Raw genomic sequence first — 14432 nt, 5'->3', positions numbered from 1 at the left:
CGCCGGTGCAGCAGGGTGCGGCCGGACGCCGTCATGGGGGTGGATGTGACGGCGGGAGAGAGTGAGGCAGCGGGTGAGGCTGCGCAGGGCCAGTCCCAAGATCGACTTCGTCGAGTTCGTGGAACAGCGTTCGGGCGCGCTGTTCCGCACGGCGTACGTGCTCACCGGGGACGCACACACCGCGGAGGATCTCGTCCAGGAGGCGCTGGAGCGGGCCTGCCGCCACTGGCGACGGGTCGCGCGCGCCGAGGTGCCCGAGGCGTACGTGCGCCGGATCCTGGTGAACCTGGCCAACGACCGCTGGCGGCGCCTCAACCGCCCGGGCGAGCGCACCGCGCCGGAGCCCGGCGTCGAGCACCCCGATCCCCGCGACGCCTACCGGTCGGTGGACCTGCGCGCGGAGCTCGTCGCGGCGCTGCACACGCTGCCGATGGGGATGCGCACCGTCGTCGTCCTGTACTACCTCCACGACCTGGGAGACCGGGAGATCGCGCAGACCCTCGACATCTCCCCCGGCGCCGTGCGCTCGCAACTCGCCCGCGGGCTCGCGAAACTGCGGGCTGCGCTGCCCCGGCAGGACGTCCCGTCCGCGTCGTCGACCTCGCGTGAAGGTGCGTGATGACCCGTTTCCCGCCGCACGACCCCGACCCCGCCTCCGCCTTCGGCCCCACCTCCGATCCCGCTTTCGACCCGGCCTTCGACAAGGAGTTCCTCGCCGCCATGACCGCTTTCGCCGACGACGCCCCCGCCCCCGTGATCGACGCCGCCGGGATCCGGAGCACGGTGCGCCGGCGCACCCTGCTCACCGGGGCCGCGGCGGTGGCGGCGGTGGCCGCCATCGTGACGGGCGCGGCCCTGCTCGTGCCCGGACCGACGGGCGGCGGCGACCGCCCGGCGGGGACCGGGCCGGCCCCGGCCGTCCAGTCCGCGCCCGCCCCTTCGGGCCCTTCGCCCCTCCCGTCCGCTTCCACCTCGGCTCCGGTGTCGCCGCCGCCCGTTCCCGGGACAGCGGCGACCGAGGGCACCCCTTCCCCCGCCGCCCCGCCCGCCTCCGGCGCCGCGACGGTGACTGTGCCCTCGGTCGTCGGCCTGTCCCGGGACGCCGCCACCCGGCTGCTGGACACGGCCGGGCTGCGCTACGAGGTCCACGAGTTCACCGACTGGAAGGTGTCCGCCGGGTCGGTCATCAACTCCGAACCGCGGGCCGGGCGACCCGCGGCGGCGAACACGACCGTCCAACTGTTCGTCTCCAAGGGCCGCCCCACAGGCTGACCGGCCGACCCCGGGCGCGCGGTGCCTCTTCTCTCTTTTGCCTACGGCAGCGGCAGGACGTGGCGGAGGGCTTCGAGGGCGTCCGGGGCGCCGTCCACGTCCAGGACGGTGCGGGCGCCCCGGCCGTAGGCGAACAGGACCAGCTCGCCCGGCTCGCCGGTGAGGCGGACGGTGGCGGCACCGGCCGGGCCGACGGTGAGGGAGCGGCCGTCGGGGTGGGCGAGGGTCAGGCGCACGGGGGAGCGGCGGCCGGCCTCCAGACGGGCGATCATCGGCAGCCGGCGCCAGAGGGCCTCGGCGCGGCCCGGCGGGAGGGGCCGCGCGGCCGAGTCCTCGACGGCCCGCAGGACGTCCTCGGCGTGGACGAAGTACTCGACGGTGTTCGCCGCCTCGTCCGCGCCGGGCAGGGCGAACGGGGAGTACACGGGCGGACCGGAGCGGAACAGCCGGAGCAGTTCCTCGTACGGGCGCCCGGCGTACTCGTCCTGCACCCGGCGCGTGCGGGCGGCCAGCGCGCCGATCCGGATCCCGGCCGCCGCGTCCGGACGGTGCTCGCGGATCACCAGGTGGGCGGCGAGGTCCCGGGTGGTCCATCCGGCGCAGAGGGTGGGGGCGTCCGGACCGGCGGCGGCCAGGAGCTCGGTGAGGCGGTGGCGTTCGGCGAGGGCGTGGTTCGACATGGCGTCAGCCTAGGGCCGGGGCGAGGACCTATGGCCGGGGCGAGGACCGGCCCTACGGGTGGAGGTGGCCGGTGAGCTTGGCGCCGCCCTGCTTGTTGCTGCCGGTCAGGGTGCAGGTGTAGTCCCGCCAGCCCTGCTGGTAGTTGACCAGGGCGGGGCCGAACTGCCGCCCGTAGTAGGCCTTCCCGTCGGTCTGCCGGGCCTTGGCGGCGGCCTCGGCCTCCTTGCAGCCGTCCCGCATGGCCAGGGCGACGGGGATCTCGCCGGTGAGGTTGTCGGCGAGGGTGAGGTTCGCGATCACCTCGCCGTCGTGGTCGCCGGCGCAGGGGCGCTCCTCCGCCTTGGTGATCACCGGGCTCAGCTGCGGGTGGTCGAAGCAGGTGCCGACCGGGAAGAAGGCGTACGGCGGCGCCGGCTTGGTCGGGGTCGGCGTGGGCGTGGGGGTCGGCGTCGGGGTGGCCGAGGGGGTGGGCGGGGGCGGCGCGGCGGCCGGCTTCCGGTCGTCCGGCCACAGCACCGCGGTGGCCACCACCGCGAGCAGGACGACCAGCACGGCGGCGACGGTGAGGACCAGGCCGCGGGACGGGCGGGAGGCGGCGGCTGCGGGCGGCTGCTCGGAGGTCATGGCCATGAGGATGGCCCACGCGGACCCCGCCCGGCAGGCGGTTGGCCGAACTCGCCCCGGACGGGCGGCCGCCCGGGAGCACCGGTCCGCCGGACCCCCTCGGGCGCGGCCGGCCGGGCTGACACAATGACCCCATGTCCACCACACCCGCCACTCCCGGCACCACCGCCCTGGCCCCCGCGATCGCCGCCCGCCTCAAGCGCACCGAGGACGGCCTGCTCCCGGCCATCGCGCAGCAGTACGACACCGGCGAGGTGCTGATGCTCGGCTGGATGGACGACGAGGCGCTGCACCGCACGCTGACCACCGGCCGCTGCACCTACTGGAGCCGCAGCCGCCGCGAGTACTGGGTCAAGGGGGACACCTCCGGCCACGCCCAGGCGGTCAAGTCGGTGGCACTGGACTGCGACGGCGACACCCTGCTGGTCAAGGTCGACCAGAGCGGCGCGGCCTGCCACACCGGCGACCGCACCTGCTTCGACGCCGACGTGCTCCCGCTCTCCTGACCCCAGTCAACCCCAGAACCCAGAAGGTGCCGCCCCGCATGGACCTCGAAGCCTTCCGCAAGCTCGCCGTCGACACCCGGGTCATCCCGGTCACCCGCAGGCTCCTCGCGGACGGCCTCACCCCGATCGGCCTCTACCGCAGCCTCGCCGAGGAGCGGCCCGGCACCTTCCTGCTGGAGTCCGCCGAGCAGGGCCGCAGCTGGTCGCGCTACTCCTTCGTCGGCGTGCGCAGCGCCGCCACGCTCACCGTCGGCCCGGACGGCGGGGCCCGCTGGCTCGGCACCCCGCCGGTCGGCGTCCCGGCCGGCGGCGACCCCCTGGAGGTGCTGCGCGCCGCCCTGGAGGCGCTGCACACCCCGCGGCGCCCCGACGACGGCCTGCCCCCGCTCACCGGCGGCCTGGTCGGCTACCTCGGCTACGACATCGTCCGCCGGCTGGAGAAGCTGCCCGACCTCAACCCGGACGACCTCGGGCTCCCCGAGCTGACCATGATGCTGGCCACCGACCTCGCCGTGCTCGACCACGCCGACGGCACCGTGCTGCTGATCGCCAACGCGGTCAACCACAACGACCTCGCCAGCGGCGTGGACGAGGCCTACGCGGACGCCGTGGGCCGCCTGGACGCGATGGAGGCCGACCTGCTCAAGCCGGTCGACCCGGGCTTGGCGAGCTTCACCCCCACCGCCCCCGCCGAGGCGCGCTCGCCGTTCGGCGGCGCCCCGTACCGGGCGGCGGTGGAGGAGGTCAAGGAGCGGATCCGGGCCGGCGAGGCCTTCCAGGTGGTGCCCTCGCAGCGCTTCGAGGCGCCCTGCCCGGCCTCCGCGCTGGACGTCTACCGCGTGCTGCGCACCACCAACCCCAGCCCGTACATGTACCTGTTCCGCTTCCCCGGGCCGGACGGCACCGCCGAGGGCGGCTTCGACGTGGTCGGCTCCAGCCCGGAGGCGCTGGTCAAGGTCACCGACGGCGCGGCGATGCTGCACCCGATCGCCGGCACCCGGCACCGCGGCGCCACCCCGCACGAGGACGCGGCCCTGGCCGCCGAGCTGCTCGCCGACCCCAAGGAGCGGGCCGAGCACCTGATGCTGGTGGACCTCGGCCGCAACGACCTCGGACGGGTCTGCGAGCCGGGCAGCGTCGAGGTGGTCGACTTCATGCAGATCGAGCGCTACAGCCACGTGATGCACATCGTCTCCACCGTCACCGGCACGGTCGCCCCCGGGCGGACCGCCTTCGACGTGCTGACCGCCTGCTTCCCGGCCGGCACCCTGTCCGGCGCGCCCAAGCCGCGGGCGATGCGGATCATCGAGGAGCTGGAACCGACCCGCCGCGGCCTGTACGGCGGCTGCGTCGGCTACCTGGACTTCGCCGGGGACTCCGACACCGCGATCGCGATCCGCACGGCGGTGCTGCGCGACGGCACCGCGTACGTGCAGGCCGGCGCGGGCGTGGTCGCCGACTCGGACCCGCACGGCGAGGACACCGAGTGCCGCAACAAGGCCGCCGCCGTGCTGCGGGCCGTCGCCACCGCCAATACGCTGCGGAGGCCGGAACTGTCCTGAGGCGTGAGGGAGGCGGCCGGGATGCCCGAGGTGCCGTACGACGAACTGCGCTGGGAGGTCGTGCTCGGCGCGGCCGGGCAGTTCGGCGAGCAGCCGGCGGGCCACGGCCGGGTGCTGTCCGGGGTGGCCATCGAGGTCCCGGCGGCGCCCGGCGGCGGTGGACCGGACCCGGCCGCCGACCCCGCCCCGGACCTCGCGGTGCTCGCCCCGGACGCGGTGCGGGGGGAGCGGGGCAGGTTCGCCGCGGCCGGGGTCGAGGCGGTGCTGGAGGTGGCCCGGCCGGGCCTGGCGGAGGCCGCGCGGGGGTACGCCCGCGGCGGCGTGCCGCTGTACGTGGTGGTCGACCCGGCGGCGGCGGTCTGCACCGTGCACACCGCGCCGTCCCCCGAGGGGGTGTACCGGGAGGCCGAGCGGGTGCCGTTCGGCAACGACCTGTTCCTGCCGCTGGGCGGGCGCACCGTGGTGCTGCGGACCGACGTGTTCCCCACCCCGTTCCCCACCCCGGGTACGGGCTGAGGTGTCGGCCGGGGGATAGTGGACCGGTGAGCGCTGACCAGACCCCCGCCCCCGCCGCCCCCGGCCGCCGCACCCTCGGCGTGATGCTGCTGCTGACCGTGCTGAGCGCCGTCCTGGTGCTGACCGCGGCCGGGCGGACCTGGGCCGAGGGCCGGGCGGGCACCCTGGACGTGTCCGTCACCGGCGGCAACATCTCCGAACTGCCCGGCGGGCTGGCCCTGGTGGGCCTCGCCGCGGCCGTCGCGGTGTTCGCCGTACGCGGCGCCGGCCGGCTCGCGGTCGGCGCGCTGACCCTGCTGGCCGGACTCGGTGCGGCCGCCGCCTCGGTCGCCGGAGCGGGCGACACCGCCGCGCTGGACGCCGAGGCCGCCCGCAAGCTCGCGCTGAGCGGCTCCGCCGCGACCGAGGTGTCGCACACCGGCTGGCCCTGGATCGCGCTGGTCGGCGGCGTGCTGCTGGCCCTCGCCGGGCTGCTCACCCTGCGCTACGGCCGGGGCTGGCCGGCCATGGGCAGCCGCTACGAGGCGCCGACCCGCAAGGCCCCGGCCAAGACGGACACGCCCGGCGACCTGTGGAAGGCGCTGGACCGGGGCGAGGACCCCACCGCCGGCTGACACCCGGCGCCCGTAACCGGCTGCACCCGGCCGGACCCGAGGAGGCCCGTGCAGCCCCGTGCGGCCCCGCCCGAGGGCCCCGCGCCGTGATGTGACGCGATAGACCCGCCACCCGCTTTGGGGGGCCGGTGTGTGGCCCGGCACAATGGAACCGTCAACCCGCCGGCGGCCCCGCAGGCCCGGCCGGGCCCCGAGAGCCAAGGAGCACCACTCAGATGGCAGCAGCAGCACACGGCCACACCACCGCCGCCTGGACCGGCGTCGTCATCTCCTTCGTCGGCTTCGGCATCGCGGGCGTCGCGATGATCCTGCCGTCGGTGCTGCTCGTCTGGGCGGGGCTGGCGGTCATCCTGGCCGGCGGCGTGGTCGGCAAGGCCATGTCGATGGCCGGCATGGGCCAGCAGCCGAGCACCAACGTCTACAAGTCGGTCGAGGAGCAGGCCGCGGCCCGCGAGGCCCGCGGCGTCGCCGCCGTCACCGCCTGACTTTCGCACTACCGAACGGCGGGCGCGTCGCGCCCGCCGTTTCGTCGTCCCCGGGGTCCGGCCCGGGCACAATCGGGGCGTGAACGCCGTCCCCACCGCCTCCGCCCCGCCACCCGTGCTGCGCCGGCTGGGCCCGCCGCTGGCCGCGCTGGCGGCGGTCGCCGTCCCCGCCGCGTACGTCGCCGTGGTGGACCCCAACAGTCCCGGGCACTACCCGGACTGCCCGTTCCTGACCGCCACCGGCTGGTGGTGCCCCGGCTGCGGGGGGCTGCGCTGCGTCCACGCGCTGTCCCACGCGGACCTCACCGGCGCCCTGCACGACAACGCCGCCGCCGTCCTGCTGCTCGGCGTGCTGGCGGTGCTCTGGCTGCGCTGGGGCTGGGCCGCGCTGACCGGCGGGCCGCCGCCCCGGATCGCCGTCGGCAGCCGCCGCTGGGCGCTGATCGTGCTGCTGGTCGTCGTCTTCACCGTGGTGCGAAATTCGCCGGTCGGAGCGGGTCTGGCGCCCCCGCTGGTCTGAGCGGCGGGATCCGGCCGGATCCCGCCGGAGAACCGGTGAAGTCCCAGCTGAGGGCCGCCGGAGGGGCGTCCGGCCCGCGAGACGCGCGCCGGACTGATGCGCCCCGCGCCCCCGGGTGCCGATACCATCGAAGAGTCGGCGGGCTCCTGCCCGTCCGGCACCCGCTGGCCGACTGGCAGAAAAAGATGGGGGCTCCCGAGTGAGTGTGCTCGACTCGATCATCGAAGGGGTCCGCGAGGACCTCGCCGAGCGGCAGGCCCGGGTCTCCCTGGACGAGCTCAAGGAGCGCGCCGCCAAGGCCCCGGAGGCCAAGGACGGCGTCGCCGCGCTCAAGGGCGACGGGGTCCGGGTGATCTGCGAGGTGAAGCGCTCCAGCCCCTCCAAGGGCGCCCTGGCCTCGATCGCCGATCCGGCCGCCCTGGCACGCGACTACGCGGCCGGCGGCGCCGCCGCGATCAGCGTGCTGACCGAACAGCGCCGCTTCGGCGGGTCGCTGGCCGACCTGGACTCCGTCCGCGCCGCGGTGGACACCCCGCTGCTGCGCAAGGACTTCATCGTCACCGCGTACCAGCTGTGGGAGGCCCGCGCGCACGGCGCCGACCTCGCGCTGCTGATCGTCGCGGCCCTCGACCAGTCGGCCCTGGTGTCGCTGATCGAGCGCGCCGAGTCGATCGGCCTCACCCCGCTGGTCGAGGTGCACGACGAGGAGGAGATCAAGCGCGCGGCGGACGCCGGGGCGCGGATCATCGGCGTCAACGCCCGCAACCTCAAGACCCTCGAAGTGGACCGCAACACCTTCGGGAACGTGGTCCACGCCATTCCGGACGGCATCGTCAAGATCGCCGAGTCCGGGGTGCGCGGCCCGCTGGACGTGATCAACTACGCCAACCTCGGCGCCGACGCGGTGCTGGTCGGCGAGTCCCTGGTGACCGGCAAGGACCCGCGCGCCGCGGTCGCCGACCTGGTCGCCGCCGGGGCCCACCCCGCCGTCCGGCACAAGGACTGACACCGCCCGATGAAGATCGCCGCCCGACTCGCCCCCGGCTGCCGCCCGCGCGGCTGCCGCGCACCCGCGCGCCGGGTGCTGGGGCGTCGGGTGCGGTACGTGATCGGCTGTGAACCCGGGCAGGTGCCGGGACGGCGATGGCGCGTGACGCACGGCTGAGCCCCAGCCGACCAGACGTCACTGTCGTCCCACTCCCCAAGGGAAACCACATGTCCGAGAAGGACTACCTGCCCGGTGCCCAGGTGCCGGACGCGCGCGGATACTTCGGCGCGTACGGCGGCCGCTTCATCCCCGAGGCGCTGGTCGCCGCGGTCGAGCAGGTCGCCGAGGAGTACGAGAAGGCCAAGGCCGACCCGGCCTTCGCCGCCGAACTCGACGGGCTGCTCAAGGACTACACCGGGCGCCCCAGCCCGCTGACCGACGTCCACCGCTTCTCCGCCGAGGCGGGCGGCGCGCGCGTCCTGCTCAAGCGCGAGGACCTCAACCACACCGGCTCGCACAAGATCAACAACGTGCTGGGCCAGGCCCTGCTCACCAGGCGGATGGGCAAGACCCGGATCATCGCCGAGACCGGCGCCGGCCAGCACGGCGTGGCCACCGCCACCGCCTGCGCGCTGTTCGGCTTCGACTGCACCATCTACATGGGCGAGGTCGACACCCAGCGCCAGGCCCTCAACGTCGCCCGGATGCGGATGCTCGGCGCCGAGGTCGTGGCCGTCACCTCCGGCAGCCGCACCCTGAAGGACGCCATCAACGAGGCGTTCCGCGACTGGGTCGCCAACGTGGATTCCACCCACTACCTGTTCGGCACCGTCGCCGGGCCCCACCCCTTCCCGATGATGGTCCGCGACTTCCACCGGATCATCGGTGTCGAGGCCCGGCAGCAGGTGCTCGACCGGACCGGGCGGCTGCCCGACGCGGTCGTCGCCTGCGTCGGCGGCGGCTCCAACGCGATGGGGATCTTCCACGAGTTCATCCCCGACGCCGGTGTGCGCCTGATCGGCTGCGAGGCGGCCGGCGAGGGCGCCGAGACCCCCCGGCACGCCGCCACCCTCACCAAGGGCGACCCCGGCGTGCTGCACGGCTCCCGCACCTACGTGCTGCAGGACGAGGACGGCCAGACCATCGAGTCGCACTCGATCTCGGCCGGGCTCGACTACCCCGGCGTCGGCCCCGAGCACGCCTGGCTCAAGGACACCGGCCGGGCCGAGTACCGCCCGGTCACCGACGACGCCGCCATGCAGGCGCTGCGGCTGCTGTCCCGCACCGAGGGCATCATCCCGGCCATCGAGAGCGCCCACGCGCTCGCCGGGGCCCTCGACCTCGGCCGCGAACTCGGCCCGGAGGCCACCATCCTGGTCTCGCTGTCGGGGCGCGGGGACAAGGACATGCACACGGCCGCCGAGTACTTCGGGCTGTACGACGAGCCGGGCGCGGGCACCGCGGGTTCCGCGGGTTCCGCCCAGGGGGGTAAGTGACCATGGCATCGAAGCTCAGTGACATCCTGGCCGCCGCCAAGGCGGAGGACCGGGCCGCGCTGATCGGCTACCTGCCGGCCGGCTTCCCCACCGTCGACGGCGGCATCCGGGCGGTCAACGCGCTCCTCGAAGGCGGCTGCGACATCGTCGAGGTCGGCCTGCCGCACTCCGACCCGGTCCTCGACGGCGCCGTCATCCAGACCGCCGACGACATCGCGCTGCGCGGCGGGGTACGGATCAAGGACGTGCTGCGGACCGTCCAGGAGGCCGCCGCCGCGCACCCCGGCGCGGCCGTGCTGGTGATGACCTACTGGAACCCGGTCGACCGCTACGGGGTGGCCCGCTTCGCGGCCGACCTCGCCGCGGCGGGCGGAGCCGGCTGCATCCTGCCCGACCTGCCGGTCGAGGAGTCCGAGGAGTGGCGCAAGGCGGCGGAGGCGCACGGTCTGGACACCGTGTTCGTGGTCGCCCCCAGCAGCAAGGACGCGAGGCTCGCCGAGGTCACGGCGGCAGGCAGCGGATTCGTGTACGCGGCCGCCGTGATGGGCGTCACCGGCACCCGGTCGGCCGTCGGGTCCATGGCCGAGGACCTGGTCGCGCGCACCCGTGCCACCACCGACCTGCCGGTCTGCGTCGGGCTCGGCGTCTCCAACGCCGAGCAGGCGGCCGAGGTCGCCCGGTTCGCCGACGGCGTGATCGTCGGCTCCGCCTTCGTGAAGCGGATCCTGGAAGCGGGCGACGACGAGGCGGCGGCGCTGGACGCCGTGCGGGCCGTCGCCGGCGAGCTGGCGGCGGGCGTGCGCAGGCGCTGACGCGCGGTCCTGAAGGTGTGTCCGACGGCCCGCCGTTCCCCCCGGGGAGCGGCGGGCCGTCGGCTTTCCCGGCGCGGGTGACGGGGCGTCGACCCGGGGGTGGCCCCGAACGGGTGAACAGTGGTGGGGACACGCATCAGGCGGGGTTGACGGGCGTTGAGTGGAGGGACGACTGCACGGACGAGGTGCGTCGGGGTAGCGGGGCGAGCGAAGGGGTGAGCCGGTGCGTGGTCTCCATCGAGCCGTTCTGCTGCGGGCGGCGGCCGCCGCCTTGGCCCTGGGCGCCGCGGTCGGGGCGCACGCGGAGGTGGGGCACGCGCTGGCCAGGCGGGGAGCTGAGCGGGCCGAGCGGGAGGCGGTGGCCTGTGCGGAGGCGGCCCGGTGGGACGCGGCCGAGCGGGCCGGGCGGGGACAGCACGAGGCGCGTCCGGAGCTGTTCGACCCGGGCCGGATGCCGGGCTGTCACTGAGGTACGGGTGTTCGACGGATTCGGACAGAACGTCACCCATCCGGCTTAATTCCTGAATACGGAGGAACCACCCCCCGTCCCTTACGGTTCATCAGGAAGTGAACGAGTTTCCCGAGGGGGGTTCCCTGATGGCCGGCCCGGCAGCGCAGCCCGGTGCCCCGGCGCCCACGCCGTCGGCGCGGCGGCCGGCGCCCGCCTGGAGCGAGTGGATCGGCACCGCCGCGCGGCTCGGCCTCGCCGTGGTGTGGGGCTGGGCCGGACTGGCCAAGATCGCCGACCCGGCGGAGGCCGCCCAGGCCGTCCGCGCCTACGAGATCCTGCCCGAGAGCCTGGTCAAGCCGATCGGCTACGGCCTGCCCTTCCTGGAGCTGGCGCTCGCGCTGCTGCTGGTGATCGGTCTGGGCGTGCGGCTGGTCGCCGGGGTCTCCGCGCTGCTGCTGCTCGCCTTCATCGCCGGGATCGCCTCCGCCTGGGCGCGCGGCATCTCGATCGACTGCGGCTGCTTCGGCGGCGGCGGGCACGTCGACGAGTCCCAGACGACGTACCTCCAGGAGATCCTGCGCGACACCGGGTTCCTGCTGCTCGCCGGGTGGCTGCTGTGGCGGCCCCGGACCCGGCTCTCGGCGGACGGCTGGTTGGCGAGCTGACCCTCCCGGCCCCGCCGCACCCCCACCCCCGCACCCGACGAAGGCCCCCGACCGTGGATGTCAAGGCAATGAGCGAGAAGAACCGAGAAGGCAAGCGCACCGCCCGCGAGCGGATGCTGGAGCAGCGGGAAGCCGAGGAGTCCGCCGGCAGGCGCAGGAAGAAGCTGGTCGTGGGCGGCGCCGTGCTCGCGGTGATCGCCGCCGCCGTGGTCGTCGGCGTCGTCGTGCAGAACCAGCGCTCCAAGCCGGAGACCCCGGCCGCCGTCCCGGCCGGGACGATCGGCGACAAGAACCTGGTCGTCCCGGTCGGCGCGGGCAACGCGCCGTCCGTCCTCACCGTCTACGAGGACCCGCGCTGCCCCGCCTGCGGCATCTTCGAGCGGGAGTTCTCCTCGACCGTCGACCAGTTGGAAGACGCCGGGAAGATCTACACCAATTACCACATCGTGTCGTTCATCGACCGGGCCGTACCGGGCAAGGGCTCCAAGACCGGTGCCAACGCGCTGGCCTGCGCCCAGGACGCCGGGCACTTCCGGGACTTCCACGACGTGCTCTACCGCAACCAGCCGGAGGAGACCAACGACGCCTTCGGGAACAAGGCGGTCCTCCTCAACCTGGCCAAGCAGGTCAACGGCCTGGACACGCCCGAGTTCCAGGCCTGCGTCAACGACAACAAGTACGGCGGATGGGTGTCCTCCGTGCAGCAGGACTTCGACAAGTCCAGCTACAAGTCGACCCCGACCGTGCTGCTCAACGGCCAGCCGATCTACCCGAAGAACGGCAACGACGAGATCACCCCGGAGAACCTGGTGAAGTGGGTGGACGCCGCCAACCAGGGCAAGCAGCTGGGCACGGCGGGCTCGCACGGCCAGACCCCGGCGCCGACCAGCGCCGCCTCGGAGGCCAACAACCCGTCGCCGAACGCCGGCTGAGCCCCGTACCCGGCCGCGGGCCGGCCGCCGCGCCCTCCCCGTCCGGAGCGAGCGGCGACCGGCCCGCGGCCGCTGTTGTTCGGTTTCTGTGACCCCGGGGGTTCCCGACCGGGGCCACTCACCCTGTAGCGTCGGAACCGCCATGGATATCGCCTACATTCCCAGCCCGTCGCGGGGCGTCCTGTACCTGGGACCGGTCCCGCTGCGCGCCTACGCCTTCTGCATCATTCTCGGTGTCGTCGTCGCCGTCTGGCTCGGCAGCAAGCGCTGGGTCGCCCGGGGCGGTGCCAAGCACACGGTCGGTGACATCGCCGTGTGGGCCGTGCCGTTCGGCCTGGTCGGCGGCCGCCTGTACCACGTGATCACCGACCACCAGCTGTACTTCGGTGACGGCAAGAACCCCTGGAACGCCTTCAAGATCTGGGAGGGCGGCCTCGGGATCTGGGGCGCGATCGCGCTGGGCGCGGTCGGCGCCTGGATCGGCGCCCGCCGCCGGGGCGTGCCGCTGCCCGCGTACGCCGACGCCATCGCGCCGGGCATCGCGCTCGCGCAGGCGATGGGCCGCTGGGGCAACTACTTCAACCAGGAGCTGTACGGGCGGGCGACCACGCTGCCCTGGGGCCTGGAGATCGACAAGACGCTGCCCGACGGCGAGGTCGTGAAGGGCGTCTACCACCCGACCTTCCTCTACGAGTCGGTGTGGTGCGTGCTGGTCGCCGTGCTGGTGATCTGGGCGGACCGCCGCTTCAAGCTGGGCCACGGCCGGGCCTTCGCGCTGTACGTCGCCGCGTACACGGTCGGCCGGTTCTGGACCGAGTGGCTGCGGATCGACGAGGCGCACGTCTACTTCGGCCTGCGCCTGAACGACTGGACGTCGATCGTGGTGTTCCTGGGCGCGGTGGCGTACCTGGTGGTCGTCGGCCGCAAGCGGCCCGGCCGGGAGGACCCGGCGAGCATCGACCCGGCCGCGCACCTTTCGGAGGACGGCGCCGAGGGCGGTGCCGAGGGCGGTGCCAAGGCAGGGGAGAAGGACGCCAAGGACGCCGGGGCGGACAGGAAGGCGGGCGTGCCGTCTCGGTCCGTGGACGGGAAGCCGGCCCCGGAACCGGCCGTCGTCGCGGCCGAGAAGACCGGCAAGGACGTCGAGAACCCGATCTGACCTGGGGGTTCCCCCGACTGAGGCCACCCTTCGCGAGCAGTGCGAAGGGTGGCCTCAGTGCTGTTCGGACAGCCTTACTTTGCTGGAAATGCGCAGGTCAGACGGGCTACGTTCAGGGACGACGAGGAACGTAGACGGAGGGGAAGAGACCGTGAGCGCGACCATCCTGGAGCCCGAGGCCGCACACCCGCCGCGGATACCCGCGGCCGGCCACCACCGGGACGTCAACGGCGGCTGGCTGCGGCCGGCCGTGTTCGGCGCGGTGGACGGGCTGGTGTCCAACTTCGCGCTGATGACCGGTGTGGTGGGCGGCGCGGTGTCCAACGGCACGGTGATCCTCACCGGCCTGGCGGGCCTGGCGGCCGGCGCCTGCTCGATGGCGGCGGGGGAGTACACCTCGGTGGCCTCGCAGCGCGAGCTGGTGCAGGCCGAGATCGAGGCCGAGCGGCTGGAGCTGAGCCGCAACCCGCACGGGGAGCTGGCCGAGCTGGCCCAGCTGTACGTCTCGCGCGGGGTGGACCCGGACCTCGCCCACGAGGTGGCCCGGCAGCTGTCGGCGGACCCGGAGCTGGCCCTGGAGGTGCACGCCCGGGAGGAGCTGGGGATCGACCCGACCGACCTGCCCTCGCCGCTGGTCGCGGCCGGGTCGTCGTTCCTGTGCTTCGCGCTCGGCGCGCTGCTGCCGCTGCTGCCGTACCTGCTGGGCGCCACCTCGCTGCTGCCCGCCCTGCTGCTCGCGGCGGCCGGGCTGTTCCTGTGCGGTGCGGTGGTGGCCCGGGTGACGGCGCGCAGCTGGTGGTTCAGCGGACTGCGCCAGCTGGTGCTGGGCGGGGCGGCGGCCGGGGTGACCTACCTGCTCGGCCTGCTGATCGGCGGCCATGTGGGATGACCGGGGGCGGTGCCCGGATGGCCCCACCGGGTGCATGACTATGCTGGGCAGTGCGTGACGTTTCACACATGAGCGTCGCGTAGCGCCTGGCGTAGTCTCACCATCCGGGCCCCCGGGCCGCGGATTCGCATCCGCGGACGGACTCCCGGAATGGAATCGCAGGCGGCCATGATCGGCTTCTGTGGCGATCCGGTTTCGCCCCTGTTTCAGGCGGCCGACCGTTGGGCACAATCGTCGGGACGCGCACTGTGGCGCGTCCA

19 protein-coding genes are annotated in these 14432 nt (G+C 74.3%); 17 read left to right on the top strand and 2 right to left on the bottom strand.

Annotated elements, in window-relative coordinates; all coding sequences use genetic code 11:
* Nucleotides 1–139: 139 nt before the first annotated feature.
* Nucleotides 140–619: a SigE family RNA polymerase sigma factor gene (locus ACFQ6N_RS15910; protein ID WP_380649589.1), complete on the top strand. Its 480-nt coding sequence runs from the start codon at nt 140–142 to the stop codon at nt 617–619.
* Nucleotides 619–1272 (top strand): PASTA domain-containing protein, encoded by a 654-nt coding sequence (locus ACFQ6N_RS15905; protein ID WP_380649543.1) that lies wholly within the window; start codon nt 619–621, stop codon nt 1270–1272. The genes ACFQ6N_RS15910 and ACFQ6N_RS15905 overlap by 1 nt, the downstream gene beginning before the upstream one ends.
* Nucleotides 1273–1313: 41 nt before the next feature.
* Here the strand turns inward: ACFQ6N_RS15905 and ACFQ6N_RS15900 are convergent, their stop codons facing one another.
* The gene (locus ACFQ6N_RS15900; protein WP_380649542.1) at nt 1314–1952 is read right to left on the bottom strand and encodes a TIGR03085 family metal-binding protein; all 639 of its coding nucleotides are present in this window, start codon (nt 1950–1952) and stop codon (nt 1314–1316) included.
* Between the two features lie 52 nt (nt 1953–2004).
* On the bottom strand, nt 2005–2577 hold the full coding sequence (locus ACFQ6N_RS15895; RefSeq protein WP_380649541.1) for a hypothetical protein: 573 nt from the start codon (nt 2575–2577) through the stop codon (nt 2005–2007).
* 134 nt (nt 2578–2711) lie between these two features.
* On the opposite strand from ACFQ6N_RS15895, the gene hisI reads away from it, so the two are divergent.
* The 15 genes from hisI to ACFQ6N_RS15820 all read left to right on the top strand — a co-directional run bounded on the left by hisI (nt 2712) and on the right by ACFQ6N_RS15820 (nt 14172).
* Nucleotides 2712–3083 (top strand): phosphoribosyl-AMP cyclohydrolase, encoded by a 372-nt coding sequence (hisI, locus tag ACFQ6N_RS15890; protein WP_380649540.1) that lies wholly within the window; start codon nt 2712–2714, stop codon nt 3081–3083.
* 38 nt (nt 3084–3121) lie between these two features.
* Nucleotides 3122–4645: an anthranilate synthase component I gene (locus ACFQ6N_RS15885; protein WP_380649538.1), complete on the top strand. Its 1524-nt coding sequence runs from the start codon at nt 3122–3124 to the stop codon at nt 4643–4645.
* Between the two features lie 21 nt (nt 4646–4666).
* A complete protein-coding gene (locus tag ACFQ6N_RS15880; RefSeq protein WP_380649536.1) occupies nt 4667–5161 on the top strand; it encodes a Uma2 family endonuclease in 495 nt (164 codons plus the stop codon).
* 26 nt (nt 5162–5187) lie between these two features.
* The gene (locus tag ACFQ6N_RS15875; RefSeq protein ID WP_380649535.1) at nt 5188–5775 is read left to right on the top strand and encodes a TIGR02234 family membrane protein; all 588 of its coding nucleotides are present in this window, start codon (nt 5188–5190) and stop codon (nt 5773–5775) included.
* A gap of 215 nt (nt 5776–5990) precedes the next feature.
* Nucleotides 5991–6260, top strand: a complete 270-nt coding sequence (locus ACFQ6N_RS15870; protein ID WP_380649533.1) for an HGxxPAAW family protein — start codon at nt 5991–5993, stop codon at nt 6258–6260.
* A 79-nt stretch (nt 6261–6339) separates the two neighbouring features.
* On the top strand, nt 6340–6780 hold the full coding sequence (locus tag ACFQ6N_RS15865; protein WP_380649532.1) for a DUF2752 domain-containing protein: 441 nt from the start codon (nt 6340–6342) through the stop codon (nt 6778–6780).
* Nucleotides 6781–6979: 199 nt separating this feature from the next.
* A complete protein-coding gene (trpC, locus tag ACFQ6N_RS15860) occupies nt 6980–7786 on the top strand; it encodes an indole-3-glycerol phosphate synthase TrpC (protein WP_380649531.1) in 807 nt (268 codons plus the stop codon).
* Nucleotides 7787–7795: 9 nt separating this feature from the next.
* Nucleotides 7796–7945, top strand: coding sequence for a tryptophan biosynthesis modulator TrpM (trpM, locus tag ACFQ6N_RS15855; protein WP_380649530.1), 150 nt, complete (start codon nt 7796–7798; stop codon nt 7943–7945).
* Nucleotides 7946–7995: 50 nt separating this feature from the next.
* Nucleotides 7996–9264: a tryptophan synthase subunit beta gene (gene trpB / locus ACFQ6N_RS15850; protein WP_380649528.1), complete on the top strand. Its 1269-nt coding sequence runs from the start codon at nt 7996–7998 to the stop codon at nt 9262–9264.
* Nucleotides 9265–9266: 2 nt separating this feature from the next.
* Complete coding sequence (gene trpA, locus ACFQ6N_RS15845) at nt 9267–10076, top strand: tryptophan synthase subunit alpha (protein ID WP_380649527.1); 810 nt, start codon at nt 9267–9269, stop codon at nt 10074–10076.
* 223 nt (nt 10077–10299) lie between these two features.
* Complete coding sequence (locus tag ACFQ6N_RS15840) at nt 10300–10545, top strand: hypothetical protein (protein WP_380649525.1); 246 nt, start codon at nt 10300–10302, stop codon at nt 10543–10545.
* 128 nt (nt 10546–10673) lie between these two features.
* Entirely contained in the window at nt 10674–11192 is a 519-nt protein-coding gene (locus ACFQ6N_RS15835) for a MauE/DoxX family redox-associated membrane protein (RefSeq protein ID WP_380649523.1), read from the top strand.
* A 68-nt stretch (nt 11193–11260) separates the two neighbouring features.
* Nucleotides 11261–12124, top strand: a complete 864-nt coding sequence (locus tag ACFQ6N_RS15830) for a DsbA family protein (protein WP_380649522.1) — start codon at nt 11261–11263, stop codon at nt 12122–12124.
* A 142-nt stretch (nt 12125–12266) separates the two neighbouring features.
* Nucleotides 12267–13283: a prolipoprotein diacylglyceryl transferase gene (gene lgt, locus ACFQ6N_RS15825; RefSeq protein WP_380649521.1), complete on the top strand. Its 1017-nt coding sequence runs from the start codon at nt 12267–12269 to the stop codon at nt 13281–13283.
* 163 nt (nt 13284–13446) lie between these two features.
* Nucleotides 13447–14172, top strand: a complete 726-nt coding sequence (locus ACFQ6N_RS15820; RefSeq protein WP_380649587.1) for a VIT1/CCC1 transporter family protein — start codon at nt 13447–13449, stop codon at nt 14170–14172.
* The last annotated feature ends 260 nt before the right edge of the window (nt 14173–14432 follow it).

The sequence above is a fragment of the Kitasatospora sp. NPDC056446 genome, from assembly GCF_042796115.1.
GTDB lineage: Bacteria > Actinomycetota > Actinomycetes > Streptomycetales > Streptomycetaceae > Kitasatospora.
This window is presented reverse-complemented; position numbering and strand designations above follow the sequence as displayed.